At 72.9% G+C, this 25,456-nt stretch carries 20 protein-coding genes and 2 riboswitches; of the genes, 7 read left to right on the forward strand and 13 right to left on the reverse strand.

All coding sequences use genetic code 11. The features are described from left to right. Positions 1 to 2: 2 nt before the first annotated feature. The 4 genes from BDZ31_RS25050 to BDZ31_RS15100 are packed head-to-tail and all read right to left on the reverse strand — an operon-like array spanning position 3 to position 4,342. Complete coding sequence (locus tag BDZ31_RS25050) at positions 3 to 311, reverse strand: DUF2149 domain-containing protein (RefSeq protein ID WP_183343168.1); 309 nt, start codon at positions 309 to 311, stop codon at positions 3 to 5. Beyond that, positions 308 to 934, reverse strand: a complete 627-nt coding sequence (locus BDZ31_RS15090) for a MotA/TolQ/ExbB proton channel family protein (RefSeq protein ID WP_183343169.1) — start codon at positions 932 to 934, stop codon at positions 308 to 310. Before BDZ31_RS15090 ends, BDZ31_RS25050 begins: the two co-directional genes overlap by 4 nt. Continuing rightward, positions 931 to 2,757, reverse strand: a complete 1,827-nt coding sequence (locus tag BDZ31_RS15095) for a prenyltransferase/squalene oxidase repeat-containing protein (protein WP_183343170.1) — start codon at positions 2,755 to 2,757, stop codon at positions 931 to 933. Before BDZ31_RS15095 ends, BDZ31_RS15090 begins: the two co-directional genes overlap by 4 nt. A 19-nt stretch (positions 2,758 to 2,776) precedes the next feature. After that, the gene (locus BDZ31_RS15100; RefSeq protein WP_183343171.1) at positions 2,777 to 4,342 is read right to left on the reverse strand and encodes a hypothetical protein; all 1,566 of its coding nucleotides are present in this window, start codon (positions 4,340 to 4,342) and stop codon (positions 2,777 to 2,779) included. A 25-nt stretch (positions 4,343 to 4,367) separates the two neighbouring features. Next, positions 4,368 to 4,539: riboswitch (cobalamin riboswitch) on the reverse strand. Positions 4,540 to 4,606: 67 nt separating this feature from the next. Beyond that, positions 4,607 to 4,798, forward strand: a riboswitch (cobalamin riboswitch). 77 nt (positions 4,799 to 4,875) lie between these two features. Between BDZ31_RS15100 and BDZ31_RS15105 the strand changes: the two genes are divergently transcribed. From BDZ31_RS15105 to BDZ31_RS15115, 3 genes are read left to right on the forward strand one after another with little or no spacing between them, the layout of a single operon-like run. Continuing rightward, positions 4,876 to 7,029 (forward strand): choice-of-anchor D domain-containing protein, encoded by a 2,154-nt coding sequence (locus BDZ31_RS15105; protein ID WP_183343172.1) that lies wholly within the window; start codon positions 4,876 to 4,878, stop codon positions 7,027 to 7,029. Beyond that, positions 7,026 to 9,119: an RCC1 domain-containing protein gene (locus BDZ31_RS15110; protein WP_183343173.1), complete on the forward strand. Its 2,094-nt coding sequence runs from the start codon at positions 7,026 to 7,028 to the stop codon at positions 9,117 to 9,119. The genes BDZ31_RS15105 and BDZ31_RS15110 overlap by 4 nt, the downstream gene beginning before the upstream one ends. A 34-nt stretch (positions 9,120 to 9,153) precedes the next feature. After that, complete coding sequence (locus BDZ31_RS15115) at positions 9,154 to 9,966, forward strand: DUF4430 domain-containing protein (protein ID WP_183343174.1); 813 nt, start codon at positions 9,154 to 9,156, stop codon at positions 9,964 to 9,966. A gap of 142 nt (positions 9,967 to 10,108) precedes the next feature. On the opposite strand, the gene BDZ31_RS15120 is transcribed toward BDZ31_RS15115, so the two are convergent. Next, positions 10,109 to 12,583 (reverse strand): LamG-like jellyroll fold domain-containing protein, encoded by a 2,475-nt coding sequence (locus tag BDZ31_RS15120; RefSeq protein WP_183343175.1) that lies wholly within the window; start codon positions 12,581 to 12,583, stop codon positions 10,109 to 10,111. A 173-nt stretch (positions 12,584 to 12,756) separates the two neighbouring features. Between BDZ31_RS15120 and BDZ31_RS15125 the strand changes: the two genes are divergently transcribed. Further along, a complete protein-coding gene (locus BDZ31_RS15125; protein ID WP_221243092.1) occupies positions 12,757 to 13,779 on the forward strand; it encodes a glycoside hydrolase family 113 protein in 1,023 nt (340 codons plus the stop codon). A 111-nt stretch (positions 13,780 to 13,890) separates the two neighbouring features. After that, positions 13,891 to 14,373 carry a c-type cytochrome gene (locus BDZ31_RS15130; protein ID WP_183343176.1) on the forward strand — a complete coding sequence of 161 codons (483 nt, stop codon included), beginning with the start codon at positions 13,891 to 13,893 and terminating at the stop codon, positions 14,371 to 14,373. Positions 14,374 to 14,436: 63 nt separating this feature from the next. On the opposite strand, the gene BDZ31_RS15135 is transcribed toward BDZ31_RS15130, so the two are convergent. The 4 genes from BDZ31_RS15135 to BDZ31_RS15150 form a co-directional block, all read right to left on the reverse strand. Further along, positions 14,437 to 15,864 (reverse strand): MFS transporter, encoded by a 1,428-nt coding sequence (locus BDZ31_RS15135; RefSeq protein WP_183343177.1) that lies wholly within the window; start codon positions 15,862 to 15,864, stop codon positions 14,437 to 14,439. 197 nt (positions 15,865 to 16,061) lie between these two features. Next, positions 16,062 to 17,981, reverse strand: coding sequence for a hypothetical protein (locus BDZ31_RS15140; protein WP_183343178.1), 1,920 nt, complete (start codon positions 17,979 to 17,981; stop codon positions 16,062 to 16,064). Between the two features lie 142 nt (positions 17,982 to 18,123). Then, on the reverse strand, positions 18,124 to 18,672 hold the full coding sequence (locus BDZ31_RS15145; RefSeq protein WP_183343179.1) for an RES domain-containing protein: 549 nt from the start codon (positions 18,670 to 18,672) through the stop codon (positions 18,124 to 18,126). A gap of 3 nt (positions 18,673 to 18,675) precedes the next feature. Continuing rightward, entirely contained in the window at positions 18,676 to 19,452 is a 777-nt protein-coding gene (locus BDZ31_RS15150; RefSeq protein ID WP_183343180.1) for a hypothetical protein, read from the reverse strand. Positions 19,453 to 19,585: 133 nt separating this feature from the next. Here BDZ31_RS15150 and BDZ31_RS15155 point away from each other — a divergent pair, with 133 nt between their 5' ends. Next, a complete protein-coding gene (locus BDZ31_RS15155) occupies positions 19,586 to 19,861 on the forward strand; it encodes a hypothetical protein (RefSeq protein WP_183343181.1) in 276 nt (91 codons plus the stop codon). A 191-nt stretch (positions 19,862 to 20,052) separates the two neighbouring features. Here the strand turns inward: BDZ31_RS15155 and BDZ31_RS15160 are convergent, their stop codons facing one another. The 3 genes from BDZ31_RS15160 to BDZ31_RS15170 form a co-directional block, all read right to left on the reverse strand. After that, positions 20,053 to 20,745, reverse strand: coding sequence for a hypothetical protein (locus tag BDZ31_RS15160; protein WP_183343182.1), 693 nt, complete (start codon positions 20,743 to 20,745; stop codon positions 20,053 to 20,055). After that, a complete protein-coding gene (locus BDZ31_RS15165) occupies positions 20,742 to 21,020 on the reverse strand; it encodes a hypothetical protein (protein WP_183343183.1) in 279 nt (92 codons plus the stop codon). Before BDZ31_RS15165 ends, BDZ31_RS15160 begins: the two co-directional genes overlap by 4 nt. Positions 21,021 to 22,114: 1,094 nt before the next feature. Continuing rightward, the gene (locus BDZ31_RS15170) at positions 22,115 to 24,094 is read right to left on the reverse strand and encodes a hypothetical protein (protein ID WP_183343184.1); all 1,980 of its coding nucleotides are present in this window, start codon (positions 24,092 to 24,094) and stop codon (positions 22,115 to 22,117) included. Positions 24,095 to 24,368: 274 nt separating this feature from the next. Here BDZ31_RS15170 and BDZ31_RS26050 point away from each other — a divergent pair, with 274 nt between their 5' ends. Then, the gene (locus BDZ31_RS26050; protein WP_246345254.1) at positions 24,369 to 24,821 is read left to right on the forward strand and encodes a hypothetical protein; all 453 of its coding nucleotides are present in this window, start codon (positions 24,369 to 24,371) and stop codon (positions 24,819 to 24,821) included. A 21-nt stretch (positions 24,822 to 24,842) separates the two neighbouring features. Here BDZ31_RS26050 and BDZ31_RS15180 read toward each other — a convergent pair whose 3' ends face one another. Beyond that, entirely contained in the window at positions 24,843 to 25,289 is a 447-nt protein-coding gene (locus BDZ31_RS15180; RefSeq protein WP_183343186.1) for a hypothetical protein, read from the reverse strand. Positions 25,290 to 25,456: the final 167 nt, after the last annotated feature.

The following is a 25,456-nucleotide window of genomic DNA, read 5'->3' on the forward strand; positions in this document are numbered from 1 at the left end:
GCTCACGGCCCGCCGTCTCGCTCGACGTAGACGAGGCGCCCGTCGGAGAGGCGGTAGACCTCGCCGACCGCTCTGCCGCGGCCGCTGGCCGGCGGCGCCGACGCCGGGGAGGGGAGGTCTCGCTGCCGCTCGTGCCCGGTCTGCGGCCTGCCGGTCGCGGCGCTTCTCTGGTCGGCGGTGAGGCCGAGACCGGCGATCAGGAAGGCGACGGCGAGCACGATGCCGACGTCGAAGAGGTTGACGAGGCCGTCGAGCGGGTCGCCGGCTGCGTCGTCGAGGTTGCCGTGGCGGCCGAGCCCGATGCGGCTCACCCGGTCACCGCCGCGGCCGCCCGCTCGAGTGCGGTCAGGTCTTCCGTGTACATGCGGGTCCGCGTCAGCGTCAGCGCGAAGGCGACGGTGCCAACGAGCAGGCCGATCACCGTTGCGGCGAAGGCGATTCGCAGGTCGGAGGCGAGCTGGGAGATGTCGCCGTCGGAGAGCGCCTGAAGGCCCGGTGCGAGCGGGATCAGCGTCCCCATCAGGCCGATCGCCGGCCCCGCGCGGACGAGCATGCGCGTGCGGTCGAGGCGCTTCTGCGCCGCCAGCTCGAAGTCGGCGAGCGCGTGCTCGGCCGACTCCGGCCGTCTCGCCGAGACGGCGGCGGCGAGCTGGCGGACCGCGGCCGCCGCGAACGCCGTCGGCGCGACGAGCGCGAGCTGGGGCGCCTCGCCGGGGGCCGCGACGGCGCGCGCCGCGAGCTGGCGCAGCGGCTGCCTGCGCATGCGGGCGCGACGCTGCCAGGACTCGGTCGCGAAGCGGCCGCACTCCAGCGCGGATGCGAGCAGCGCGACGATCGCCAGCAGCAGCACCGGGATCGCGAGCACCGACACCAGCTGCGCGAGCGCGTCGCCGATGCGGTCGTGGAGCGGGATCGCGAGGGGAGGAGGGCTCATCGGGTCCTCTCGGGGTCGAGGTCGGGGTCGGGGTCGGGGCGACGGCGCTCGAGCAGGCCGCCGAGGCCGCCGGCCAGCAGCAGCGAGCCGGCGATCGCGACGGCGGGCCACGGGCCGGCGTCGCCGCCGGTCGACGCGCCGCGCAGGCCGAAGGCGGCGCCGACGTCGGTCGTGCGGTCGTCGCCGCCGACGCCGCCGACGACGACGCCGCTGATCTGCTCGTCGTCTGCGCCGGAGCCGGAAGCGCCGCCGATCACGGTGTCGCCGCCCGCGCCGAGAACACGCCGGTCGGCGGCGGCGTCGCCGTCGCGGGCACGCCGGTCGGCGGCGTCGGCGACTGCGCCCTGATCGGCACCGCCGCTCGCGGCCGGGCCGGACGCGGCATCGGCCGGCTCCGCGTCCGGCCCGGAGACAGCCCGATCGGAGGCGGCCGGCGGCGCCCCGCCGTCGTCGTCGGTCCCATCGCCGGCCGCGGACCGCAGCGGATCTTCGTCCTGCTCCCGCTGCGTCCGCTCTCGGCGCCGCTCGGGCCGACCGCGCTCGGCCTCGACGCTCGTGACGCCGCCGACCGTGCTGCCCTTGCTGCCCTGGCGCGGGCGGCTGAAGAGCGGCGCGCCCTCGCCGCCGCCGCCGATCAGCACGCCGCCGCCGTCGCCGCCCGAGCCGCCGCTGCCTCCGCCGGCGCCGTCGCCGCCCTCGCCGCGGGTCGGCCGGTTGCGCGGGTCGGGAACGCTGCCGGCGAACGGCACCCGCGCGAGCGGGAGATAGCGGCCCGAGTAGGCGGGCGCCGTGTAGGCGGTCATCCACACCTCGTTGGAGGAGTCCGCGGCGGTCCACGCGATCGAGCCGTCGGGGCGCTGGAGGGAGGCGAGGAAGTCGAGCATGCTCGCGCCGCCGCGACGCCAACGCCCCGGATGCTTCCCGACCGCCCACAGCCCCTGCGCGACCCACGCCGTCGACGCCGAGTTGCCGATCGTCTTGCCCTCCAGGTCCGGGAAGCCGCCGCCCGGCAGCTGCACGCGCCGCAGCCAGGCGAGCGCACGGTCGCGCGCCCGCGCCGCCGCACGATCCTCCCGCGCGCCGCCGAGCCGGCCCGCGGCGCGCAGCGCCTGCAGCGCGGCGCCGGTCATGTCGGTGCTGCTCGCCATCCCCGCGGCGACGGCCGGCCAGCCGCCGTCTTCGGCCTGGACCGAGAGGATCCAGCGGGCCGCCCTGGCGATCGCGCGATCGACGACCGGCCCGCGCGCCCCCGCCAGCGACAGCACCGCCCAGATCGTCGTGTTGACCCCGGGCGCCGGCTTCGCCGGGTCGTGCGTGAAGGAGCCGTCGGGCCGCTGCCGATCGAGGATCCGCCGGACGAGGTCGACGCCGCCGAAGCTGCGCGGATCGGCGCCGCCGGCCGCGTTGACGACCAGCAGCACGCGCTCGTAGTCGGTCGTGACGCGCAGGTCCCTCACCGCGCCGCGGATGCACTGGAGCACCGACCGGTGGCCGTCGGGCCGGAATTGCTCGCGCGGGTTCACGCCCGCCGCGGCGAGCGCGATCGCCGCCCACGAGCTCGCGTAGGCCGGATCCGGCGGGCCGCCCCTTCTCATCGGGAAGCAGCCGTCCCTGCGCTGGACCTGCTGGAGGTAGCGGACCATCCGGTCGAGCGAGCCGTCGTCCGCGGACGGCGCCGCCGCGCTCGACAGCGTCAGGCCGAGCGCCGCAGCCGAGAGCAGCGTGAGGCCGGCCGCGACAGCGGCCAGCGAGACGCGCCGGCGAATGCGCCGGCGCGGGGAGCCGCGGCGCCACGAGCCGACGCCGCGCCGGCCGGGCCGCACGCGCCGGCTCTGCCGGCGATCAGGGCCGGACGCCGGCACCGTCGACGCTCACCGAGCCCCGCAGGACGCGCAGCTCGACGACGCTCGCCCGCTTGCGCGCCGGACCGGCTACCGTGCGGGTCCGACCGGCGCGCGCGGCGCCGAGCGAGACGACGCGGCTGCGGCCGCCGGCGCTCACGCGCACCCGCGCAGCCGGCCCGCCGCGCAGCAGCACGATCGGCCTCCCGGCGGCGAGCCGGACCCGCAGCACCGCCCCGCGGCCGCCGCGCGAGACCGTCCGGCGCCAGGCGCCGGCGTCGGCGGCCTTCCGCCACGGCCCGCTCAGCCGCAGCGCCTTCGCGCGGTCGTCGAGCGGGACGAGCAACTGCCCGAGGCCGGCGGTGCCGGCCCGGCCGACCCTGTCCGTGACGGTGAAGCGGAGCGCGTAGGCGCGTCCAGCGCGCAGCCGCAGTGTCGCGGAGGTCGCACTCGTGCCGGAGGCGGCGCGAGAGAAGCGGGCACGCGGCACGCCGAGCGGCTTCGCGTCGATCCGCCACGAGGCGACGCCGACGCCCGCTCTGCGAACCGTCCAGCGGACGCGCACGCTGCCGTCGCGCGTCCCGCCCGCGACGACGCGCGGTCTCGACAGCTCGACCCGCGGCCGGTCGGAGGTCCCGCCGCCGCCGGCGCCGTTGCCACCAGCGCCGCCGTCGCCGCCGCTTCCACCGCCGCCGTCGACGAAGCGGGCCGGGATGACCGGCTGGCGGCTCGGCGGGACACCCTCGCAACCGGCGCCGGGCGCCGCCTCGACGCAGACGTCGACGCTGTTGGAGGCGATCGCAGCGGGATGACCAGATTCCGGCACGACGCCGCCGGCCCGCGCCTTCAGCCGCTGCCAGCCGGGCACGGCGAAGGTGACGGCCGCTCGGCCGTCGGCGCCGCTCGTCGCCGGGACGGCGACATCCGCCGGCGCGGTCTGCCCGTCGGCGTCGACCGCAGCGACGACCGCGCCGGCGTACGGCGGGCCCGTCGTCTGGTTGACCTCGGTGCTGGAGTCGGTCGACGTGACGGTGACGGTGAGCGGCTGGCCGACGATCGCCGTCGCGATCCCGTCCGCGCCGTTCGGTCCGTCGAGCCACAGGAACGGGCGCGAGCTGAAGGCGTCGTTGACCCACAGCACCTCGTCGCCCGCTCTCACCTGGAACTGGCAGCCGCCGACCGGGGTGAAGACGCGGTTGACGAGGATTCCCCACCAATGCGTGGCGCCGTCGCTCTCCGCGCCGAAGCGGGTGATGAAGTAGTCGTCGAAGCCGGGCGTCCAGTTGCCGTCGAAGTCGCTCCGGAGGGTCTCCATCGCGTCGACCGTCGCGGCCGTCGCGGTCGGGCCGGGCGCCGGGTTGGCGCCGAGGTTGGTGCCGTCGCAGCGGCGCGCGACGGTGTCGGAGCTGGCCTTCAGCGAGCGGCCGTCGGTGCGGATCACGCGGTCGAACAGCGTCCGCTGCACGCCCTCGACGCGGACGTGCACGTCTGCCGGCGCGGGCCGCGCGGCGGCGAGCAGGAGGAGGATGATCGGCGCGACGACCCGCGCCCCATGGCGAAAACGCATCTCGGCCCCTTTCCACGAGGGCTCTCGACTGGTCGGATCGGCGGCAGGTCTCCTGGCTTCCGAGCGGTTCCGTCGCGCCTTCCCAGGCTCGTCGCCCAGTGGCTGCGTCGTCGCGTGCGACGGTCGTTCCTCGGTCACAGTGGCGGGCCCGCGCCGGTCTCTCACCGGCTTCCCGGACCGCCCATCCCGAATATGTGGCGCGGCAGCGTAGCGCAGCGGCAGGCGGCGCGTGCCCGCTCGCGGCGCGTCTGACGCGACCGGCGGCATCTGCTTGACGGGCGCGCTAGCGTTCTCTTCGCTCACGAAAGCGGGGAACTCCGGTGAGAATCCGGGGCTGTCGCGCAGCGGTGTGGGTGACGAACGGATCGCAGTGCCACTGAGCCGGACGACGGCTCGGGAAGGAGATCCGGGAGGTCGAGCCCGAGCCCGAAGACCCGGTGAGCGAAAACCGCCTCGCGATCAAGGCGGCTGCTCTCACCGACCCGGTTTGCCGGATCCGTGCGCGTCGCCGCCCCTGAAACAGGAGCACCGACATGCATCCAAGGGCTCTGCGCCCCTTCGTCGCGGCGTGCCTCGCGCTCGCCGCCCTGACGCTCCCGCTCTTCGCCGGGAGCGCCCCGCCGGCCCGCGCCGCGACCGACGCGGAGGTCCGCGACGCGCTCGACCGCGCGATCGACTGGTACGCCCAGCGCCAGCTTCCCGACGGCTCGTTCGGGACCAACAGCGGCCTCGACCCGGCGTGGGGCCTGCTCGGACTCGCCGGCGCCGGCGCCCATGCCGCCGACCTGCGTCCGGGCGGCGACGCCGCCGCCCCGACCGCACAGGAGGGCCAGCTGAAGATCTGGACCGTCAACGAGCCGAGCGACTGGTGGGCCTTCTCGCATGAGCAGGCGACCGACTGGCAGCGGGCGATCCTGCAGGCGCATGCGATCGGCCTCCAGCCGACGCGGCTGTCGGCCGGGCGCAACCTGCTGGCCGGCATGGCGTCGTTCTATCGCGACGGCTGGTTCACGTCGCAGAGTTCGCTCTTCAACCACACCCTCTTCGGCCTGCTCGCGCTGTCGGCGCTTCCGGTCCCCGACACGCTGCTGGCGCGCACCGCGGCGATCGTCGCGAGCAACCAGCACGACGACGGCGGCTACACCAGCTACCCCGCGACCGACCCCGCCACGAGAGCGCGACCGAGCGACATCGACTCGACCGGCGCCGCGATCGGCGCGCTCTGCGCCGCCGGGCGCACCGCGGACGACCCGGCGGTCGCCGGCGGGATCGCCTTCCTGCGCTCCAGACAGGCCGCCAACGGCGCGATCGGCAACGTCAACTCGACCAGCTGGGCGCTCGACGGCCTCGGCGAATGCGGCCTGCGGCGCGGTGCGCCCGACTGGACGGCCGACGACGAGTCGACGATCGACTGGCTGCTCTCCCAGCAGGCGACGAGCGGCCCGCACGCCGGCGCCTGGCTGGTCAACGGCAACCCGAACGAGTACATGACCTCCGACGCGATGCGCGCGATCGGCGCCGCCGCCTTCGTCGTCGACCCGCCGGCCCGCGCCAACCCGGCCGACCCGGTCGTGCGGCAGCCGCCGGCCGTCGCGGACGGCACCGTCGTGCCGGTCGCGCTGGTCGTCGACGCCGGTCGCGGCACGCCGCGGCTGTGCGCGACCGACGCGCCGGTCGGAGCGACCGTCGCGGCCGTCCTGGAGGCGGCGCGAAGCACCTCGCGGCCGGCCGGCTGCGTGAACGCGCTGACCGTCGGCGACGACGGGATCGTCACGGCGATCGACCACGCGACGGGCGGCGGCTGGCTCGCCTCGCTGCACGGCGGCGCCGAGCAGCCGGCCGGGCCGCAGGCGGTCGGCTTCGGGGAGATCGTCTCGCTGCGGCTCGTCGATCCCGACCCGGTCTACTTCGAAGTCGACCGGCTCGACTTCGGAGTGCAGCCGATCGGCCTGCTCTCCGGCGCCCGGCGGGTGTCGCTGCGCAACGCTTCGGCGGAGCCCGTGAGCATCCGCGCGGTGCGGCTCGCGGGCGAGGACGGCGGCGACTTCGCGCTCGTCGGCGACGACTGCCGCGGCGAGACGCTCGCCCCTGACGAGAGCTGCTCGGTCGGCGTGCGCTACGCGCCGTCGCGCGCCGGCTTCGGCAGCGCGCTGCTGACCGTCGCCGTCACCGGCGCGGACGCGTCGCCAGCGATCGCGCTCGTGGGCGAGGGAACGTCGCTTCCGGCCGGCCCGCCCGGCTGGCCGGGGCCGGCCGGCGCCGAGGGCCCGGCCGGCGCGGCCGGGGAACCCGGCGCCGCGGGGTCGCCCGGCGCGCCCGGCGCGGCCGGCGCACAGGGCCCGCGCGGCGCCAGGGGGAGACAGGGCGCCCGCGGGCCCGCCGGCCGCTCCGTCCGCGTCAGCTGCCGGCTCGCCGGCGCCAAGCGGCTGCGCTGCCGCGCGGTCGCGACCGGCACGGCGAAGAGATCGCGGCGCGTCGCGGCCCGCTCCTCGACGCGGCTGCGCAGAGCCGGGCGCGTCTGGGCGCGCGGGCCGCTGCGCGACGTCCGCGCGACGCGCACCCTGCCCGCCGGCAGCTACCGGCTCGAGGTCAAGCACCGCGGCCGATGGCTGCGCGGCGAGCTGCGCCTCGTGCGCCGATCGCCCGCCGCCGCCCGTCCGGCCGCGACGATCGGGGTGCTCCGATGAGCGTCCGCACGATCGAAACGCAGAAGCAGGCGAGCGGCGCCGGCCGGTCGCCCCGCGGCCGGGCGGGCCGCCGCCTCGTCGGGTTGGCGGCGCTGGCCGCCGTCGCCGTGCCGCTCGCGGGTGGGGCGGGCGCCGCGGCCGCCGCGGCCGCCCCGCCCGGGCTCGTCGAGTCGTGGGGCCGCAACGGCGACGGCCAGCTCGGCAACGGGAGGGGAGCTGACGCGAACCGCCCCGAGCTGGTGAGAGGCACGGGGTCGGTGACCGCGCTCGCGGTCGGCGACTCGCACACGCTCGCCGTCCACGGCGACGGCACCGTCAGCGCCTGGGGCGGGAACGCCTCCGGCCAGCTCGGCGACGGCACGACGACCGGGCGCGCGGCCCCGGCGCCCGTCGCCGGCGTGACCGGCGCGACGGCCGTCGCGTCGAGCACGTCGACCAGCTTCGCGCTGCGCGGCGACGGGACGATCTGGAGCTGGGGCGCGAGCGACGGCGGCCTGCTCGGCCGCGGCGGCGACACGAGCCCGGCGCCGTCCGCCGTCTCGACGAGCGGCGCGACCGCGGTCGCCGCCGGCTTCGACTTCGCGCTCGCGCTGCGCGACGACGGGACCGTCATCGCGTGGGGCGACAACACCTATGGCCAGCTCGGCGTCGACCCCGCCGCGACGGCGAACAGCGCCGTGCCGGCCGCCGTGCCCGGGATCTCCGGCGCGGTCGCCGTCGCCGCAGCAGGGTGGACGTCCTACGCGCTGCTCGCCGACGGCACCGTTCGGGCGTGGGGCTACGGCGGCTACGGCGAGCTCGGCGACGGGCTCGTCCACGACGGCGCCGACGCGCCCGAGCAGGTCCACCAGCCGGTGGCCGTGCGGTCCCCCGGCGGCGCGGGCGCGCTGACCGGGGTCAGACAGCTCGCGGCCGGGTCGACCCATGCGCTCGCGCTGCACGGAGACGGATCGGTCGTCGCGTGGGGCCTCAGCGGCGGTGACGGCGTCACCCGCTGGGCGCCGGTGGCGATCCCCGGCCTGCCGGCGGTCGCCGAGGTCGGCGCGACCGGCGCCGAGTTCGCCCGCGGCGCCGACGGCTCGCTGTGGGCGTGGGGGAGCAACTGGCGCGGGCTGCTCGGCCTCGGCCCCGACGCCGGCCCCGGCAGCGACATGCCGCGGCAGGTGCCCGGCATCGCCGCCACCGGCCTCGCAGGCGGCGTCGCGGGCGGCCACATGGCGGTCGTCCGCGCCGCGCCCGCTCCGTTCGCGACGGCGTCGCTGAGCTTCGGCGAGCAGCCGCTCGGCGCGCTCGGCGCGGCGCAGCGGGTGACGTTCACCAACCCCCGCGGCCCGCTGACGGTCAAGCGGATCGTCGCGACCGGCGCCGACCGCGACGACTTCCTCGCCGTCGACGACGGCTGCAGCGGCGAGACGCTCACGGCGACCGAGACGTGCGCCGTCGCCGTCCGCTTCGCGCCATCGGCTGCCGGCGAGCGCACCGCGACGCTGACGGTCCTCCCGACCGGCGGCGGCGAGTCGCTGGAGCTGCCGCTGAGCGGGACCGGCGGCGCGCTGCCGCAGGGCCCGCAGGGGGCGACCGGTCCGAGCGGCCCGGAGGGCGGGCCCGGCCCGCAGGGGCCCGCCGGCGCGACCGGCCCGTCCGGTCCGACCGGCCCCGCCGGCGCGGCCGGGCCGAAGGGCGCGACGGGGCCGCGCGGCGCGCGCGGGCCGCGGGGTCGTGACGCGCGCGTGACCTGCAAGCTCGCCTCCGCGCGCCGCGCGCGCTGCACGGTGACGTACGTGTCGGGCAGGCCCGGCGCGACGCGGGTCCGCGCGAAGGCGTCGACGAGCGCGCGGCTCGTCCGCGGCGGCCGCACGATCGCGCGCGGCACGCTCGGACGGCTGATGGCCGTGAGGAGCGCCGGCACGACGGAGCGACGGCGCGCGAGCCGCGCGGCGGACGCGACCGGCCGCGCCAGCGCCGACGTGACCGCGGGACGCCGGGCGAAGCGCGCGGCGAAGGCGACCGCCGCGATCGGTCGCGGACGCGCCGTGCTCGTCGTCGGCGGCGGTCGCGAGCGGCTGCGGATCGTCGTGCGCGTCCGCTGACGAGCAAGCCTTGCCAACCAACGAAGGGGGACGAATGTCCACGAGAAGGACCGGTGCGCACGGGATGCGCGCCCTGCTGGCCGCCGCGCTCGCCGCCGCGGCATGCGCGGCGGCCCCGGCCGCGGTGCACGCGGCCGACGTGACGGTGCGGGTCGAGGGCAGAAGCGGCACGCTGCTCGCGCAGACGACCGTCACGATCGGCGACGGGACGAGAACGGCGAGCACGTGGAACGGCGTCGGCGCGATGCCGCACACCTGCGCCGACGACACGGTCTACCAGGCGACCGAGCTGGCGCTGAGAGGGAACTGGGACCGCTCGACCTACGTCGAGACGATCGCGGGCGAGTCGCACAGCTGGTCGCCGAACGAGGAGTACTGGATCCTCTACCACGAGAACGACTACGCCGACTGGGGCGCTTGCGAGCTGCACCTCGAAGACGGCGACACGGTCCTCTGGCAGGCCGGCAAGTCCGGCCCGTCGCCGGACTTCATACCCGACTCGATCCCGATCTTCCTCGAGCGGGTCTCGCCGGCGAGCGGCCCCGTCAGACTCGGCAGAACGCTGACGGTGAAGCTGACCGCCTACCGGCCGACCGACATCTTCGGCACGCCCGACCCGAACGACCCGGGCCACTGGATCATCCCGCCGAGCCCGCCGACCAACCCGGCCGGCTACACCGTCTCCGTCGGCGGCACGACCGCCGTCACCGACGCCAACGGCGAGGCGACGCTGAGAATGCCGTCGTCGACCGGCGTCTACGACGTCCAGGCGAGCATGCCGGGCAGCTCCTCCAACTGGAGCCGCTCGATCCCGCTCGCCGTCTGCGTCAGCAACACCTCCTGCTGAGCGCCTGATCGACGCGCACGTCCGGCCGGGCGGTCTACTCCGGCCGGACGGCGCGGGCGGGCGAGAGCGGCGACGCCCGCGCGCGGCGGGCCGCCGGCGGAGCGGACGTCCGCTCCGCCGGCGGCACAGCAGCGCCCGGCAGCTACCTGGTCCGCGCGGCGCGCTTCACACGCACGGTCGCGGTGCGGCGCGTCGTGCCGCCGCTCGATCTCGCGGTCACGGCGACGCGGTAGCGGCCGGCCGGCAGTCTGCGCGGAAGGCGGACCGTCACGGTCCCGGCACGGCGGGCGGTCGCGGTGAGCGTCCGCGTCGGCCGTCTGGCGCACCGTCTGCCGCTGCAGCGCCGGAGCGCGACGCGCAGCCGCGCACGGCCGCTCACGCGCACGCGCAGCTGGCGGCCCTGGAGCCGCAGCGCGCGCACCCGCGTCGCCGACGGCTTCGGCTTGCCGGCGGGCTGTCTCGGGACGGCGCCGGGGCCGGGCGCCTCCGTCGTCGGCGGCGTGCCGCCGGGCCCGGGCTGCTGCGGACCGGGCTGCTGCGGACCCGGCTGCTCAGGCCCGGGCTGCTGCGGGCCGGGCTGCTCGGGCCCGGGCCCCGGCTCCTCCGGCTCGGGCGCGACGTGGGTGCGGGTCGTCAGCCACTGGTCGCGCGGCAGCGGGCGATCGACGATGCGCGTCTCGCCGATGCAGCCGGACCAGCCGTTGACCGTTCTTCTCGCCGTCATGCCGGAGCCGATCCGCCACGGGAGGTCGGCCGTCGAGAGGCCGACGGTGTCGACGGCGTTGCGCAGCACCGGCGCGCCGTCGACGTACATCGTGGTCGTGCGCGCGATCGGGTCGTTGACCGTCGCGACGTGCATCCATCTGTCGGCCATGATCTCGCCCGACCAGTTCGGGCGCTCGGCGATCGGGTCGGCGCCGGCGGCGTTCCACTGCACCTCGCGCAGGTTCGAGATCGCCAGCGTGAAGACCGGCTCGTCCCAGCTCCAGCCGGGGTAGACCATCCCCGGCACGTCGCGGCGGCTGCCCTCGCGCGTCAGCGCGCCCATCCACGCGTTGTCGGTCGAGCTCCAGTCGGCGTCGAGCTTGATGAACGTCTCGATCGTGTAGCCGTGTCTGAACCACGCGCGGTTGACCGCCGCGTCGGCGGCGGTGTTCATGTAGCTGATCCGTCTGCCGACGTTGGCGAAGCAGGCGCTGGCGCCGTTGGAGGAGAGGGCGTGGTGGTCGCGCGTGATCGTCAGGTCGCCGAGCTCGGCGCCGACGACGTCCTCGGCGTCGAGCGGGGCGCGCCGCATGTCGGCGCCGCCCTCGACGTCCTTCGCGCCGACCGCGCCCGGCTGCAGCGCGCCCGCGGCGGAGGCGTCGAAGCGCCAGTGGGCGAGCGTGCCGTCGACCTTCGGGTAGTCGCGCTCGTCGTGGGGGAGGCTCGGCTGTCTGACCTCCGGCTCGTCGTAGCCGTCGAGCACGCTGGCCTTCGCCGCGTCGAGCAGCGAGCCGTGGGAGGGCGCCGGCGCCGCGACCGGGTCGGCGAAGCGGGAGAAGCGCTCGTCCCAGTCGATCGCGAGTCTGAGGTTCTCGTTCGGCCCCGTCTTGACCGCCTGGTCGTACTCGGGGATCAGCGTGTCGGTCGGCTTCAGTCGCACCCACGGCGAGACGACGGCCGTGTCGATGCGGTCGTTGGTGAAGTCGAACTCCATCAGCCCGAGGTAGGCGTTGCCGCCCATGTAGGCCATCTGGTAGTCCCAGACGATCTGGTCGACGCTGTGGCCGAAGTCGTTGGTCTTGCGCAGGTGCGCCGAACCGTGGTTGTGGCCGTTGATCGTCAGGAAGATCTGGTCGTTGTCTCTGATCAGCTCGTTCCAGAGGCGCAGCCCCGGACCGGTCTCGACGGCCGTCACCGCGTCGCTGTCGATCGCGAGGATGTTGTGGGTCGTGAGGATCACCGGCAGTCTCGGATGCGCGGCGATCACGTCGCGGGCCCACTGGATCGCCCTGTCGGAGGCCTCCCACGACAGCGCCAGCGCGAGGAACGTGCGGCCCTCGGCGGTGAAGGTGTGCCACTCGTGGAAGCCGCTCTCGTCGCGGCCGCCGAAGCTCGCCTGCTCGGCGGCGCGCGAGGCGGGGAAGTATCTGAGGAAGTTCTCGTTCGCGAGGTTGCGCGAGTCGTCGCGGCAGCCGACGCCCGAGCAGCCGTTGACGACGTCGTGGTTGCCGGCCAGGATCGAGTACGGCAGACCGGCCTGCTCGAGCGTTCTCATCGCCTCGTCGGCGACCTCCCACTCCTGGGTCTGCCCGTGGCGGTCGACGACGTCGCCGAGATGGGTGACGAACGGGATCCGCAGCTCGTCCCGGTTGTCGGCGAGCCATCTCGTCTGGACGGCGTACGGCTCGGTGCCGTAGCGGTCCATGAACAGCTCGCCCGAGCCGGCGGTCGAGTAGCGGGAATAGAACTGGGTGTCGGGCAGCACGCCCAGCAGGAAGCTCGACCGGTCGCCTTCGGCGGCGGCGGCGTCGCCGACGAGCGGCGGCGAGAGGAGGGGCGTCAGCGCGCACGCGGCGGCCGCGGTCAGCAGCGCGAACCGCCCGCGCACGCGACGGGGAAGTGGTGATCTCATCGCGCGGCGACGCTATGAACCCCCGCCGCCGATCCGGTGATCGATTCGTGATCGTGTCGTCACCAGTCCGTTGCGCGAACGGTGTCGTTTTGATCGCTCGTGGTCGCAACGCGCGTCGGCGTGGTGGTGCTCGCCGTACCTGCCGCCCCGCTCGCACGCCGTAGGATCGGGCGATGCGGGTTGGCGGGATCTCCTACGCGGTCGACGACGACCACCACGACCTCGCATGGGCGCCCGCGACCGTGCGGCGCGACCTGCTCGCGATCCGCGACGAGCTGCGCTGCAACGCCGTGATGGTCTACGGCCGCGACGTCGAGCGATTGGAGGCGGCCGGGGCGATCGCGCTCGAGCTGGGACTCGACGTGTGGGTGCAGCCGCGGCTGGCGGAGCGGCGGCGGCGCGAGACGGTGGCGCATCTCGCCCGGGGCGCGGAAGCCGCCGAGCGGTTGCGCGTCGCCCATCCCGGGCGGGTGACGTTCGTCGCCGGCTGCGAGCACTCGCTGTTCGCGCGCGGGCTGATCCCCGGCCCGCACCTGCTCGTCCGCCTGCGGATGCTGCGGTTCGCCCGCCGCTTTCGCCTGCGCGCCCGCATCCGCCGCCGACTCGACGCGCTGCTGGGCGAGGCGGTCGAGGTCGCGCGCGCCCGCTTCGGCGGACCGGTCACCTACGGCGCCGGCTACTGGGAGGAGGTCGACTGGTCGCGCTTCGACCTCGTGGGGGTGAACCTCTACCGGATGGGCGCCGACGACGCCGGCTACGCGGAGCGCGTGCGCGCGCTCGTGCGCGACGCCGGCAAGCCGGTCGCGATCACCGAGTTCGGCTGCTGCCCGCACCGCGGCGCCGAGCGCTCCGGCCCGGCCGGCTTCACGATCGTCAACTGGCTCGCGAGCCCGCCGCGCGTCAAGGACGGCGCGGTGCGCGACGAGGCGACGCAGGCGGCGTACCTCGACGAGCTGATCGCGCTGTACGAGGAGGCCGGCGTCGACGGCGCCTTCGTCTTCACCTTCGCGATGCCGGCCTTCCCGCACCGTCCCGACGACCCGCGCCACGACCTCGACATGGCGAGCTTCGGCGTCGTGAAGGTCTCGCCCGACGACCCGCACGCGTGGGAGCGCAAGGCGGCGTTCGACGCGGTCGCGGCGCGGTACGGGGCGCTCGCGACGCGGCGCCGCTCCGGGGCCGACACGCCGGCGTAGGGGCGGGCATGCGCGGCGGCCGCCGGCGGGAGCGCGGTCGGGGCGGTGATCTCGCCTGGGGCAGCGCCGCTCCTACCGTCTCCATACTCCAGTTTCGGGTATGAATCGGCGATGCACCTTCCTCGCATGCGACTGCTCGCGGTGGCCGGGGCCTGCGGCGCGGTGCTGGCGCTCGCCGCCTGCGGCGACGACGGCGGCGGCGAGACCACGAGTGGGGGCGGCGCCGCCAGCTCGATCCGCACCGCGCTGGAGACCACGACGCGGCCGCTGACCACGACGCTGCCCGAGACCACCACCACGGGACCGGCCGGGAGCGCGGTGCTCGCCACGGGCAGAGAGGCGTTCGACTCCAACGGCTGCGGCAGCTGCCACACGCTCGCGGCCGCCGACGCGACCGGAAGCGTCGGACCGGATCTCGACGAGGTCCTGCCGGGCAGAAGCGCCGCGTTCATCCACCAGTCGATCGTCGACCCCGACGCCGTGATCGCCCCGGGCTTCGCGGCGGGGACGATGCCGACCGACTTCGGCCAGAGAATCCCGAGAGCCCAGCTCGCCGCGCTCGTCACCTTCCTCCGCACCCAGGCCGGCAGATAAGGCGCGGGGCGGCGCGCACCGCCGACGACGCGAGGTGGGGGACGGCGTGACCGAGCGAGGCCGTCACCGGCGGCGCGCCGCCCAGGCGACGCCGACGATCGCGAGCGCGAGACCGACGAGCGCCAGCTGGAAGGCGGTGCGGAACTCGCCGACGTCGGCGCCGCCCGCGGCCGCGGCGGTCGAGGTCGTCACGGCCGTGCCGACGATCACCGTCAGCCCGAGCGCGCCGCCGAGCTGGTCGACCGAGCGCTGCACGCCCGACGCGGTGCCCGCGTCGTCGTCGGTCACGTCGGACAGCGCCGCGTTCTGGAGCGCGATCAGCCCCACGGCCATCCCGACCGCGACCACGACCATGCCGGGGATCAGGTCGACCCACAGCCGGCCGTCGTCGGGCAGTCGCGCCAGCCAGGCGACCCCGGCGGCCGTGCACGCGAGGCCGGCGACGGCCGTCGGCAGCATGCCGAACCGCCCGATCAGCCGCGCGACCTGCGTGACCGCCAGCAGCAGCGCGGCGCAGAACGGCAGGAACGCGAGGCCGGTCTCCAGCGGGCCGAGCCCGAACGACTGCTGCATCGCGAAGGTCGAGAGGTAGAAGGTCGTCGACAGCGCGGCGCTGAGCAGGACGGTGGCGGCGTTGGCGACCAGGCGCGTGCTGTGCCGGAAGAAGGCGAGCGGCACCAGCGGGTGGCGCGACCGGGCCTCGACGATCGCGAACGCCGCCGCGCACCCGACCGCCGCCGCGGCGGGGAGGAGGACCGTCGGATCGGCCCACGAGACCTCCGCCGCCCGCACGATCGCGAAGATCAGCGCGAGCGGCGCGACGGTCAGCAGCGCCGCGCCGGGAAGGTCGAGCGGCATGCGCCGCGGCGGGCCATCGGCGGGGAGGAGGCGCGGCGTCGCGAGCAGCACGAGCGCGACCAGCGGCGGGTTGACCAGGAAGATCCAGCGCCAGTCGAGCAGCTCGGTCGCAGCCCCCGAGAGCAGGACGCCGATCGCCAGTCCGCTGCTGGAGATCGCACCCCAGACCCCGAGCGCCTTCGCGCGCTCCGCCGGCTGTGGGTACATCAGCGCGATCAGCGACATCGCCGCTGGCGACGCGAGCGCCTCGCCGGCGCCTTGCGCGAAGCGCGCGACGACCAGGGTCTCCAGGTTCGGCGCGGCGCCGGCGAGCAGCGACGCGCCGCCGAAGAGGCCGGCGCCGAGGAGGAACATCCGCCGGCGGCCGAGCAGGTCGCAGATGCGCCCGCCGAGCAGCAGCAGGCCGCCGCCGACGACGGTGTAGCCGGTGACGACCCACGTCAGCGACGCGGTTCCGGCGCCGAAGTCGGCGCCGATCGACGGCAGCGCGACGTGGACGACGGTGACGTCGATCGCGATCAGCAGCTGCAGCAGCGAGAGGAACGCCAGCGGCAGCCAGCGGTGGCGCGGCGGCGCGCTGCGACCGTCGGCGGACGCGGCCGGCCGGCCGGCCGCGGTGCGAGATGCATCCATGAAGAGCTCCGGGATTCGGCAGACGTGCCGGACGGCACGCTGCGAGGTCGACGACAGGCCCGCCCTATGCGGGCGGGGCGACGAAGGCGCGGACGGCGGCTTGCCTCCCGCGCACGTGGGGCCGTGCGACGGCCCGGAGCTACTTCGTGACGGCGCTCACGCCCGCGACCTTACCGAACCGCGAGCGCACGCGGCCTTCACTGCCCCCAGGGTCGCTCCACTCTCGTCACCGCGACGGTGATGTCGGCGGTCGTCTTCGCGCGTCGCGGCTCGCCGCAGAACGGCTTCTCGTTGGTGACGGTGCGTCTGCCGCCCTCGAGCGGGAATATCTCGATCCACGCCATGTTCAGGGGCCGCTCGAGCGCGGTGAAGGCGACCGAGATCGTGCCGTCGTCGTTGAGCTGCGCGCCGACGACCGCTCTGCCGGCGACGTCGCGTCCCCGCATCATGTCCTGCCCGCAGGTGTTGTCGACGGCCGCGGCCCACTCGCGTGCCGACCACTGGCCGTCGCCCTGCGCCGTCACCTCGCCGTGTCTGATCGCGACGGTGCCGCTGCCGGTCATCTCCGTCGGGACGACCCCCGGGCCCATGTCCTCGCGGTAGGCGACGTTGATCTCTATGCGCCAGTCGGTCTTCGCGATCGGGAAGATCGTGTGGTCGAACGGTCGCGGACGGCCGCCGGTCGTCGTGACCTCGGCGGTCGCGCAGGCCGGCTGGTACGGCTCAGGGCCCCATCTGCCGGCGTCGTCGACGACCGCCAGCGTGATCGACGGGCCGCGCGTCCCGGACGCGGTCAGCGTGCCGCACGACGACGCCGGCGCCCAGGTCGCGTCGGCGACCTTCTGGCCGTCGGCGCCGAGCGCGACGACCTCCCAGTCGGCGCGGCCGCCCTTGGCGACGCGCTCCGGCGAGCTGGTGAAGTCGATCGTCGCGCAGGCGCGATCGTCGTACCAGCGTCTGTCGCCGCGGTGCAGCTCGCTGATCACGTCGCCGACCGCGACGGCGGTGAACGCGACGAGGGTCGTCGCCTCTCTGACGTCGCCGGAGGAGAGGTAGCGGCCCTTCGGGCCGCGCAGCCGCATCTCTCTGAGCAGGCTCGCGGGATCGGTCCCGATCGGCACGCCGCGCTTGTCGAGCGCGGTCCGGAACGTGCGCGTGCCCTCGCGCTTGAGCACCTTGCCGGTCGCGGTCGACTCGGTCTGCGCGCGCACCTCCAGCGCGCCGCGCAGCGCGACGTCGAATCTCTCCGCTCTGGCGGAGACGGCGACGTAGCCGTGCCATCTGCCCTCGATCACCTGCTTGACGACGCGGCGATAGCGCTTTCTGCCGTCGACGGCGATCGTCCCGACGATCACCTCCTGGCGCAGCCTCGACGGCAAGTCGCCCGCGCCGGTCGGGCACGTCGGCGTCGGCGGGCCCTTCTCGCCCATCCCGAAGACGAGCCCGCTGCCGCGTCTGTCGGTGACCTCCATCGTCGCGCTCGTCGCGTCGCCGTTCTCGTCGGTCTGCACGTCGATTCTGGTCGTCACGCCTCTGCCGGCGTCGAAGACGGCCTCCGCGCCGCCGGCCTCGAGCTTGACGCTGACCGATCTGCCCGCGCTGCTCGGCAGGCCTTGGAACGACGCGGCGGCGGCGCCGGAGGCGACGCGGGCGATGCCGTGGGGGAGCGAGGCGGGGGCGAGCCCGGCGGCGCGGGCGGCGCCGGCGCGTACGACCCGCAGCGCGGGCTCTCCGGCCTGGACGCGCTGCAGCATCCCGCTCGCGAGCTGCCGCGCGAGCTTGCGCACGCGCGCGCTCGGCCCCTTCGCCTTGCGGGACGCTCTCGGGGCGAGCGCGAGTGCGGCGTTGAGCGCGTCGAAGCGGCCGCCGGCGGAGGCTGGCGGGCGGGCGCAGCCCTGGGGCGCTCTCGCCGACCCGAAGGCGACCGTCCCGCGCGGGCAGCGGAGCGCTCTCGCCCGGCCCTTCTTCTTCGCCTTGCCTCTTCTGGCGGCGCCTCTCGTTGTCGCCGCGCCTCTTCTGGCTGCGGCGGCAGCGATCGGCGAGGCGGGGGAGGCGTGTGCGGCGGGGGCGGCGACGAGCAGCGCGACCGCGAGGGCGAGGGGAAGCAACAGGCGCATCGAGCCAACGTAGGTCCCGGCGCGACGCCGCACGCCTGCCGGAGGTCGCTGGGAGCTACGACCTTCGTCGCAGGCGGTGCAGGGCGGGGGGCGCGATCGCCGGGCGCGCGACGCGCGGAACGTGATCGGTCGCCGCCCGCGCTCAGCTCCGAGCGCCCCAGTACCACCGGTCGAACGGCAGCCGTTCGCCTTGGGTGACGGCGTCGATCGCGGAGTCGAACAGCGCCAGCTCGTGGTCGTGGCGGCCGCGCCCCGCGGCAGAGCGGCACAGCACGCCCGCGAGGCCGTCGTCGCGCGCGTCCGCGCCGAGCGGCTGGCAGCGCTCGTGGCCGACGAGGTCGCCGGCGTGGTCGCGCGGGTAGCTCGCCGGCAGGCCGACGGCCGCGAGACCGTCGGCGGTGACGCAATCGCGCGCCTCCCGGTCGGCGACGTCGACGCGGACGAGGTCGTGCTGCTCGGAGGGGTCGAGGTCCTCGACGCCGAACGGCTGGCCCGCGAGCTTGTGGGCGACCTGGAGGCGGGCCAGCTCGTCGGATCCGTTGAGGTAGAGCACGCCGTAGCTGCCGCGAGCGTTCCAGCGACCGCCTGCGCGTCTGGACCAGGAGGTGTCGAGCGGATCGGCCCAGCCCGGTTCGGCCAGTCGGCTGTAGGCCCCGCCGCACGGGGTCGAACGGGCGCGTGCCGCCGCCACCGCCTACGCCGCTCTGGCCCAGTCGAACGAGTCGCGCACCGAGGCGAGCAGCTCGTCGTGGCGGTCGGCCGCGACCATCTCGAGCATCGTCAGCCCGCCGTACGCGTCGGCCGCCCGGCGCGCGACGCCGGGCACGCGGCCGGCCTTGAGCTTGCGCTCCAGCAGGTCTGCCAGCGCGAGCATCGACGCCAGCTTCTCCTGTCGGTCGGCGGGGACGCCGCCGAGGAGCCAGCCGTCGATCGCCTGTCGCGTGACGCCGAACAGCCGCCCGAGCTCGGACTTCGACAGCTCGAACACCCGCATCAACCGCTCCAGGTCGTTCTCACGGCCGTGCGCGAGCCGCGACCGGACGCGCCGCGCGAACAGCTCCGCGTCGCGGTCGCCGTACCTCCACGAGATGAAGCGCTTCGCCGTGCGCTTGACCGGAGGCTTGTCGATCCACTCCCGGACGGCGTCGACCAGATGCAGCGCAGCCGCGTCCCCGTGGTGGAGCGATGGCAGCGGCCACGCGGTGAACGGCGCCTTGACCGCCTCGTCCTCGACCAGCTCGACGAGCAGCTCCGCCGCCGGGGCGCCTGTGCTCGACGCGGTCGCGAACAGCCAGCTCGTCAGCTCGTGAACCGCGTTGGCGTACAGCGCCGCGCCCGACGGCGAACCTCTGAGCCCGTCGGCGAGGCCGCGCTCGAGCGCGTCGAGCAGCTCGCCGCGGTCGCGGCGCAGCTCCTCGAGGACCTCGGCCGGTTCGGTCGCATCGAACAGCGGAGACGAGACGCTCGGCATTTGCTTCGACCGTAGCGCAAGCAAAACGCAACCGCAAGCGGAACGCAATCAGCGGGCGCGAGCGACTCTTGGATTCCGTCCTATCTGCCTCATCTGCGCCGGTTCAGTTCGCTGTTGCGGCGCCGACCACCTGGTGCATGGCAACCTTGCCCGGTGGGAGAGAGACGAGCAGCCGCTCGATGCCGCGGAGCGCAAAACGCTGCTCGAACTGGACGAGGAACTGCTTGGCGCACTTGCGGCAGCAGGTGCGCTGTCGAGCGGCGAGCTGGCCGAAACGGTGCCGGAGCGCTTCCGCCGCAACGAGACCTCGATCCGCGTCGGCGGCAGCTGCCGGTCATGCGGGCGACGTGGCTCGTCGCCCCGGGCCGCAGGGGGAGCGCTTCTGCGGCGGCGTCCAGCGCTCAGCTGACCGCTGCGAAGGGGAGACGCCGGGGCAGGGGCGCCGGACGCGGGCTGGTGGCCTTGTACGGAGCGCTCCTCTGCGGGGACTCACGAGCGGAGACCGCGGCCGTCGGAGCTTCCCGACCGCCGCGGTCTCCTCGCCATGAGGCGCCGTCGACCGTTCGTCGCACAGCGCCAACGGCTGCTCGCCTCAGTCCGTCAGTTCGGCGGCGAGGGCCGGCCGCTTTGGAGCGCCGCGCCGTCCGGCGGTGCAGGCCGTCGCACGCCGCCGGGGAACTCTTGGGAGTAGGTCTGACCGGAGGCGCTCTTCCACGCGACCCCAGCGACGGCCGGCTTGGTCCCTTCGATCACCGCGTCGAAGACGTTGTCGCGGACAGGCACCGAGAGCATGTCGCCGGAGGTGAGAGCGATCGACACCTCGGAGACGCCGTCGGGCACAAGTCCGGAGACCGTCGTGCCCGGTGTTCTCGGGTCCGCAAGCGTCACGAGCAGCAGCTTGCCATCGACGGCGTCGTTGACCGGAACGCAGGCGTGGCCCTCGTTGACGCCATCGCCGAGGCAGACGGCGTCGTTGCCCGGAACGATGAAGACGTTGCCGCCACCTGGCACCGGCACGGCCCGAGCGAGCGCCTTGTTCTGACCGAATGCCGCAGGGCCGGCCTCGGCCGTCTGCTTGTCGCTGACGAGCAGGCGATCGGTGCGGAACAGTCCGAAGGCCTCCTGCAAGCGCGGGTCGACAGAGTTTGCGGGTGCCTGCGCCCGAGCGGGCCCATGCTCAGTGTCCTCGCCGCTGCCGGCAATCGCGATCGCACCGCCCGCCGCCACAGCCGCGACGGCGACCGCGCCAGCGACAGCGATCCGCCAGCGCGTCTTGTTCGCTGCCGTCTTCATGAGAACCATCCTGTCCACATCGCGCCGTTTACCGTGTGCGGGTTGTTGCCGTGATGCAGGTTGTAGCCGCGCTTCTGCAGACCGCTGGTGGTCTCGAAGTCGTAGCCAGAGCCGGCGTACTTGTTCCCGCACCGCTGCGGACCGAAGTAGCCCAATATGTCGACGTACGCTCCCTCGCACACCCAAAGGTTGCCTGACCCTGGATAGGTGGCTCTGTTGAGGTCGAACCCGTGGCTATTCACGGCGAAACACGCGTTCGGGTTCGGGTTGAACACGTATCCGCAGTACGTCCACGCCTGTCTCGCCGCTTGAGCCGAACCCGCCGCAAACGCGAGCGCCGCGCACGCAACGACGACGGCGACAGCTCAGCGCCCACATCCCCGCGCTCGTTGCCAGGCGCGATGGCGAACCGCCTGGTCTCCCGACCGGCACACGTGAACCTCCCAAGAGAGGCCCTCCCTTCCCTGATCGAGGCGCGATGTCCCTGCCCTTCCCCCGAAGTGCTCGCCTCCCCTGCGACGAACATCGGCCAGTGTTTTGGCAGATAGGCACTCTAAACTGAGGCGTGAGCGCGGGCAAGTAGGAACTGTGCCAGCGACGCCCACACGCGAAACGCCGTCCTGGGGTCTCGGGTCCGCGGGCGGAGTTGGGACGATCGTCGGTGGCCGCACAGTCAAGAAGGCCGAACCGACGGGGCAGCCGTTGACCAGCGACACGGGGGGACATGCGTTTGGGTCCATGCCGAGGATCGGCACCTGTGCGACGCAGATGGGGTCTCTGATCTGCAAGGTCTCGATGGCTGACAGAAAGATCTGCTGCCCGTGAACGCCGGCGAGGATTGGAACGTCTGCCACGTCGAACGTCGCCGTTTCGTTCGCGGTGCGCATCCCGCCACTCCAGACGAGCATTGTGTTGGTATCGCTGTCGAGTGCCTCTCTCCCGGAGCATGATTAGCTCGGCTGAGACCTGACCGTGATAGCCGGACGCGGCCGCAACGCTGGGCGCGAGCCTCCTACGCTCGATAATCGATCTTATGTGAACCACGAACTCGGAAGGGGCTTTCGGCTGGCTTCGTGTGGACCTGTTCATGCACGTGCGCGACGCCGGCGACGATCCTGGGCGCCCGCGAGCGCGCAATGCCGAATTCACGCGAGCGGCTACGGCGGCCGCCGTCCCCGACAGACCGGCCCGCTCAGCTTCGCCGGCGACTACTCGCCACCGCGACGATCGATGGCGCGCTTCCCACCGACCACCACGCGGCTACCTGGCACGCGCAGGCTCAACAGGCCGCTCTGTCCCGCCAGTCAACCCGATGTGACGCCGCCGTACGCTCACTCGCGTCAGCCGTGTACGCGAGTTCGAGCGTGTCTCATTGGGCCTGTCTGTGGGCAATCAGTCTGGCCACCCATTCGGCTGTCTCAGGATTGATTGCATCGACAAGCGCTCGCTCGAGGTCGGGCAGTCTGTCGGGATTCTCCACGAACCCGATGACCAACCGCTGCAGATCGAGCATCGCCAGCGCGTTCTGTTCGGTGATGCTCACCATGGTGTCACGAGCAAGTCGGCCGGGAACGAAGAACGTGACGGAGGCGTCAGGCGGCGCGTTAACCGTCTGTGGCCGCAGTCTGTCGAGGACATCGATCGCGTGACCGGAGTCACCGGCACGTGCGCTGACGTTGGCAAGATTCCACTGTGTCGGCCAGCCGTCTGCTGGGCCTCGCTCCAGCGCCTCGATCAATGCGTCTCTCGCTTCGCTGAGCCGATCCTCAAAGAGACTTCGTACGAAGCCGAGATGACTGAGAGCGATACTCAGATCCCAGGTGTCTTGCACGCGCGCCCCTCGCAGTGCCGCGACTGTCCTGGTTGCGAGGGCGAGCGCGGCCTCAGGGTCCCCTCCGTCCCAGTCTCTGAACTCAGCGTGCATCGCGTTGAAGGCGGCGGCTGGTATCAGCTGCGTGAGGGCCTTTCGTGCATCGTCATTTCTGAGCACGACGACGTGTGATCCACTCCACGTCATCTCCGCAGCGACGACTATCGGCATCCAGTCGTCAACCTCTTCGGAGACGATCTCGTTGATCTGGTGGGCCGTCCACTCGGCTGAGGGCAGCACCCAGATCTCACCGCGACTTAATTCCTCGCCGTCAGACCCCACACTAAAGTTCACTAGGGCAATGGCCAAGTCTTCCGTACCCCGAATTACCGCAGCCATGAGATCGAACTCTTCGTCGCCGAAGGGCATTACGTCGACCTCGAGGCCAGCGAACGGGACGGCATTCAGCGAATGCCGCATGCGAGCGCCGGGAGCATAGGCTCTACTGGCTATTGAGAAGAAATGGCCGAGGCGCGTTGCCTCACCGATGCGCTCTGAGACCCGGGTCGCGCAATCTTTGACCAGTGGCTCCCCCACGCATGCGAGAAACGGGATCTCGAACGAGACGTCGGAAGCTTGATCGCCCGCGAAGATGCGGGCCTGATATTTCAACGCCAGCGCCGCAGCAGGCCCGCCTTGCACCGTGAAACGCCCGTCATCGCACAGCGTAACGACTCCGTCGGTTTCTAAGGCCTCGAGTTCAGCGATGACCTTTTCTTGTTCATCATCCAGATCTGCGGTCAGTAACCGTCGAGCGATACGATCGTCGTCGTTGGGCAGCCCGAGCAGCCGTGCAATGGCGATCTGCCGTGTGGTCAGCTCTGAAAGCGCGACAAGCTTGAGAGCAGGACCGATCCGCTCAGGACTCAGATCGGTGACGGCCTTCGCGCCAGCGATCAGCTCCTGAGAGGCGCCTGTGTACAACGCCAGCTCTTCGAGGACACGTTCGAGCACCGCGGGAGTCAAGACGTAATGTTCCTGTTCGCCAAGCTGACATGCGAACCAGAGATGGCGGCCGACGAGCGCGATCTCGAACGGATTACCGCCCGTCAGTCGAAGGACGTCAAACAGGAAGCTATGGTCTCCTCTTCTAACGAGGCGATCAGCTACGTCACTATCCAGCGGTGCCGCTAAGCAATGGTAGATGCGGTCCGGACTCCAGAAAGGACGAAGCGAGACACGCTCAAAACGGCGCAGAGCAGGCGAGATTGCTTCGGCCAGATGTTCGGCGCCTTGGTACGTAGCAGCGACTGCAAGCGTCCATCCGCCCACTGAATCCAGCAACGTCACGAGTCGCTCAAAGGTGCCGCAATCCTCCAGAAGGGCGTCACTGTCGTCGACGGTGACGAGAATGCGCTTGAACCCCCGTTCGTTCGAGAGCGCGCTCAGCTTCCTAAGGTCGTGCTCAAGAACTGCAGGCGCAGGCAAAGTACCGGGTTCGGCAGCGAGGGCAAGCGCGCTGACGAGCACGTCGCTCACGCCCATCGGCGAGCGATCACGTAAGTAGACACGATCGCACCATGCTCGGTACCAGGCTGGTGCCGTCGCTTGGTCTCGAACGAGCGCTTCGGCTGTTGCCGCTAGCAGGGAAGCTGGGAGTCCATTGCCGAGGTTCTCCTCGTCCACCAAGCGGAGCGGGACAACAAGGACATCATGCTCGCGCGCCTGTCGTCCGATTTCCTCGAGCAGACTCGTCCGTCCGCTGCGTGGTGCTCCGAGCACAAGAACGTGGCGTCCTATCGAGTCAGGTGAGGTGGCCACTCCGACAGCGCGTCTGATTTGGGCGCGCCGACTGCTGAGCAGTCGCGGGTTGTCGATCGGATCCAGGCTGTATGGATTGCGTTTCGCCACCTCGACCTCCCTGTTACGCCGAAAGGTTTGGCGTGAAATCCAGCGTCACGCCAAGTGGGCCACCCAACGCTTGAAGCGTTTCGACTGTTGGGTTTCCTTGACCTCGCTCGATACGAGAGATGTCGCCTTGCCCGATTCCGCTCAGGTCCGCGAGCTGACGCTGGGAGAGACCGGCGGCAAGTCGTCGTTCGAGGAGTTTGGCGCCAATGCCGAACTGGCGCCGGCGCGCATCCAGGTCGCGACGTTCCGCCGGCGTCGCATCACGTTCGACTTCTTCTACGAAGTCGCGGAACTTATTGGACATGTCGACTCCCTGGCAAGATCGGGTGTGATGCGTTTTATACCATCACCCTAGAGGAAGCGCAAGGACTCGGCATCAAGGCTGTCGCTTCGCAGCTGCGCTGAGCCGCTGTTGTTTCAACTCGAACGACCGCAGTCGTCTCCGGGCGCGAGCAATCTCGCGCTCCTGCCGTCGCTTCGAGGGGTCGAGGCCCTTGTCGTAGGCGCCCAGAAGAAGGATGATCTTCTCGCCGTACGCGAGGAAGAACACACGCAGTAACAGGTCCGTGCTGCTCGCTCCGTCGGCAGGTCTCCCAGCTTTTCTAAGGATCGTTTCTTCGTCGTGCCGGAGGCGAAACTCGTAGAGCCCCCTACCGAGCGCTTTTCCGTATTCCGTCTGGCACACATCCAGCCCCATAGGTTCAAGGACCGTTTCGATCGCGGCAATAAGCGCGTTGCGTTTGCGATAGTCGAGATCCTTGAGGAACTTCCGAACAGGCTGGTTTCCGTTCGCGTCGGAGAAGAACTCGATTTCCCACCCCATCACGCGAAGCGTATTCGGTGTTGCGGGACAGCGTGGCACTCCTCGCCTGGTAGCGCTCCTAACGAGAGGTACGACGCCCCTGAGCTTGCGCGTCGTGCTCTCGGTTGTACTCGCCCGAATGATTCGATCGCTCTACGCCGAGACGGGCGACGTCAACCGCCGCAGTG

The sequence above is a fragment of the Conexibacter arvalis genome (genome assembly GCF_014199525.1).
Lineage (GTDB): Bacteria > Actinomycetota > Thermoleophilia > Solirubrobacterales > Solirubrobacteraceae > Conexibacter > Conexibacter arvalis.

Bases quoted from the DNA above. Each gene is read 5' to 3' on its own strand.
- BDZ31_RS15090 (WP_183343169.1), bottom strand. From the start codon at position 934: ATGAGCCCTCCTCCCCTCGCGATCCCGCTCCACGACCGCATCGGCGAC.
- BDZ31_RS15100 (WP_183343171.1), bottom strand. From the start codon at position 4,342: ATGCGTTTTCGCCATGGGGCGCGGGTCGTCGCGCCGATCATCCTCCTC.
- BDZ31_RS15105 (WP_183343172.1), top strand. From the start codon at position 4,876: ATGCATCCAAGGGCTCTGCGCCCCTTCGTCGCGGCGTGCCTCGCGCTC.
- BDZ31_RS15110 (WP_183343173.1), top strand. From the start codon at position 7,026: ATGAGCGTCCGCACGATCGAAACGCAGAAGCAGGCGAGCGGCGCCGGC.
- BDZ31_RS15115 (WP_183343174.1), top strand. From the start codon at position 9,154: ATGTCCACGAGAAGGACCGGTGCGCACGGGATGCGCGCCCTGCTGGCC.
- BDZ31_RS15120 (WP_183343175.1), bottom strand. From the start codon at position 12,583: ATGAGATCACCACTTCCCCGTCGCGTGCGCGGGCGGTTCGCGCTGCTG.
- BDZ31_RS15125 (WP_221243092.1), top strand. From the start codon at position 12,757: ATGCGGGTTGGCGGGATCTCCTACGCGGTCGACGACGACCACCACGAC.
- BDZ31_RS15130 (WP_183343176.1), top strand. From the start codon at position 13,891: ATGCACCTTCCTCGCATGCGACTGCTCGCGGTGGCCGGGGCCTGCGGC.
- BDZ31_RS15135 (WP_183343177.1), bottom strand. From the start codon at position 15,864: ATGGATGCATCTCGCACCGCGGCCGGCCGGCCGGCCGCGTCCGCCGAC.
- BDZ31_RS15140 (WP_183343178.1), bottom strand. From the start codon at position 17,981: ATGCGCCTGTTGCTTCCCCTCGCCCTCGCGGTCGCGCTGCTCGTCGCC.
- BDZ31_RS15150 (WP_183343180.1), bottom strand. From the start codon at position 19,452: ATGCCGAGCGTCTCGTCTCCGCTGTTCGATGCGACCGAACCGGCCGAG.
- BDZ31_RS15160 (WP_183343182.1), bottom strand. From the start codon at position 20,745: ATGAAGACGGCAGCGAACAAGACGCGCTGGCGGATCGCTGTCGCTGGC.
- BDZ31_RS15180 (WP_183343186.1), bottom strand. From the start codon at position 25,289: ATGGGGTGGGAAATCGAGTTCTTCTCCGACGCGAACGGAAACCAGCCT.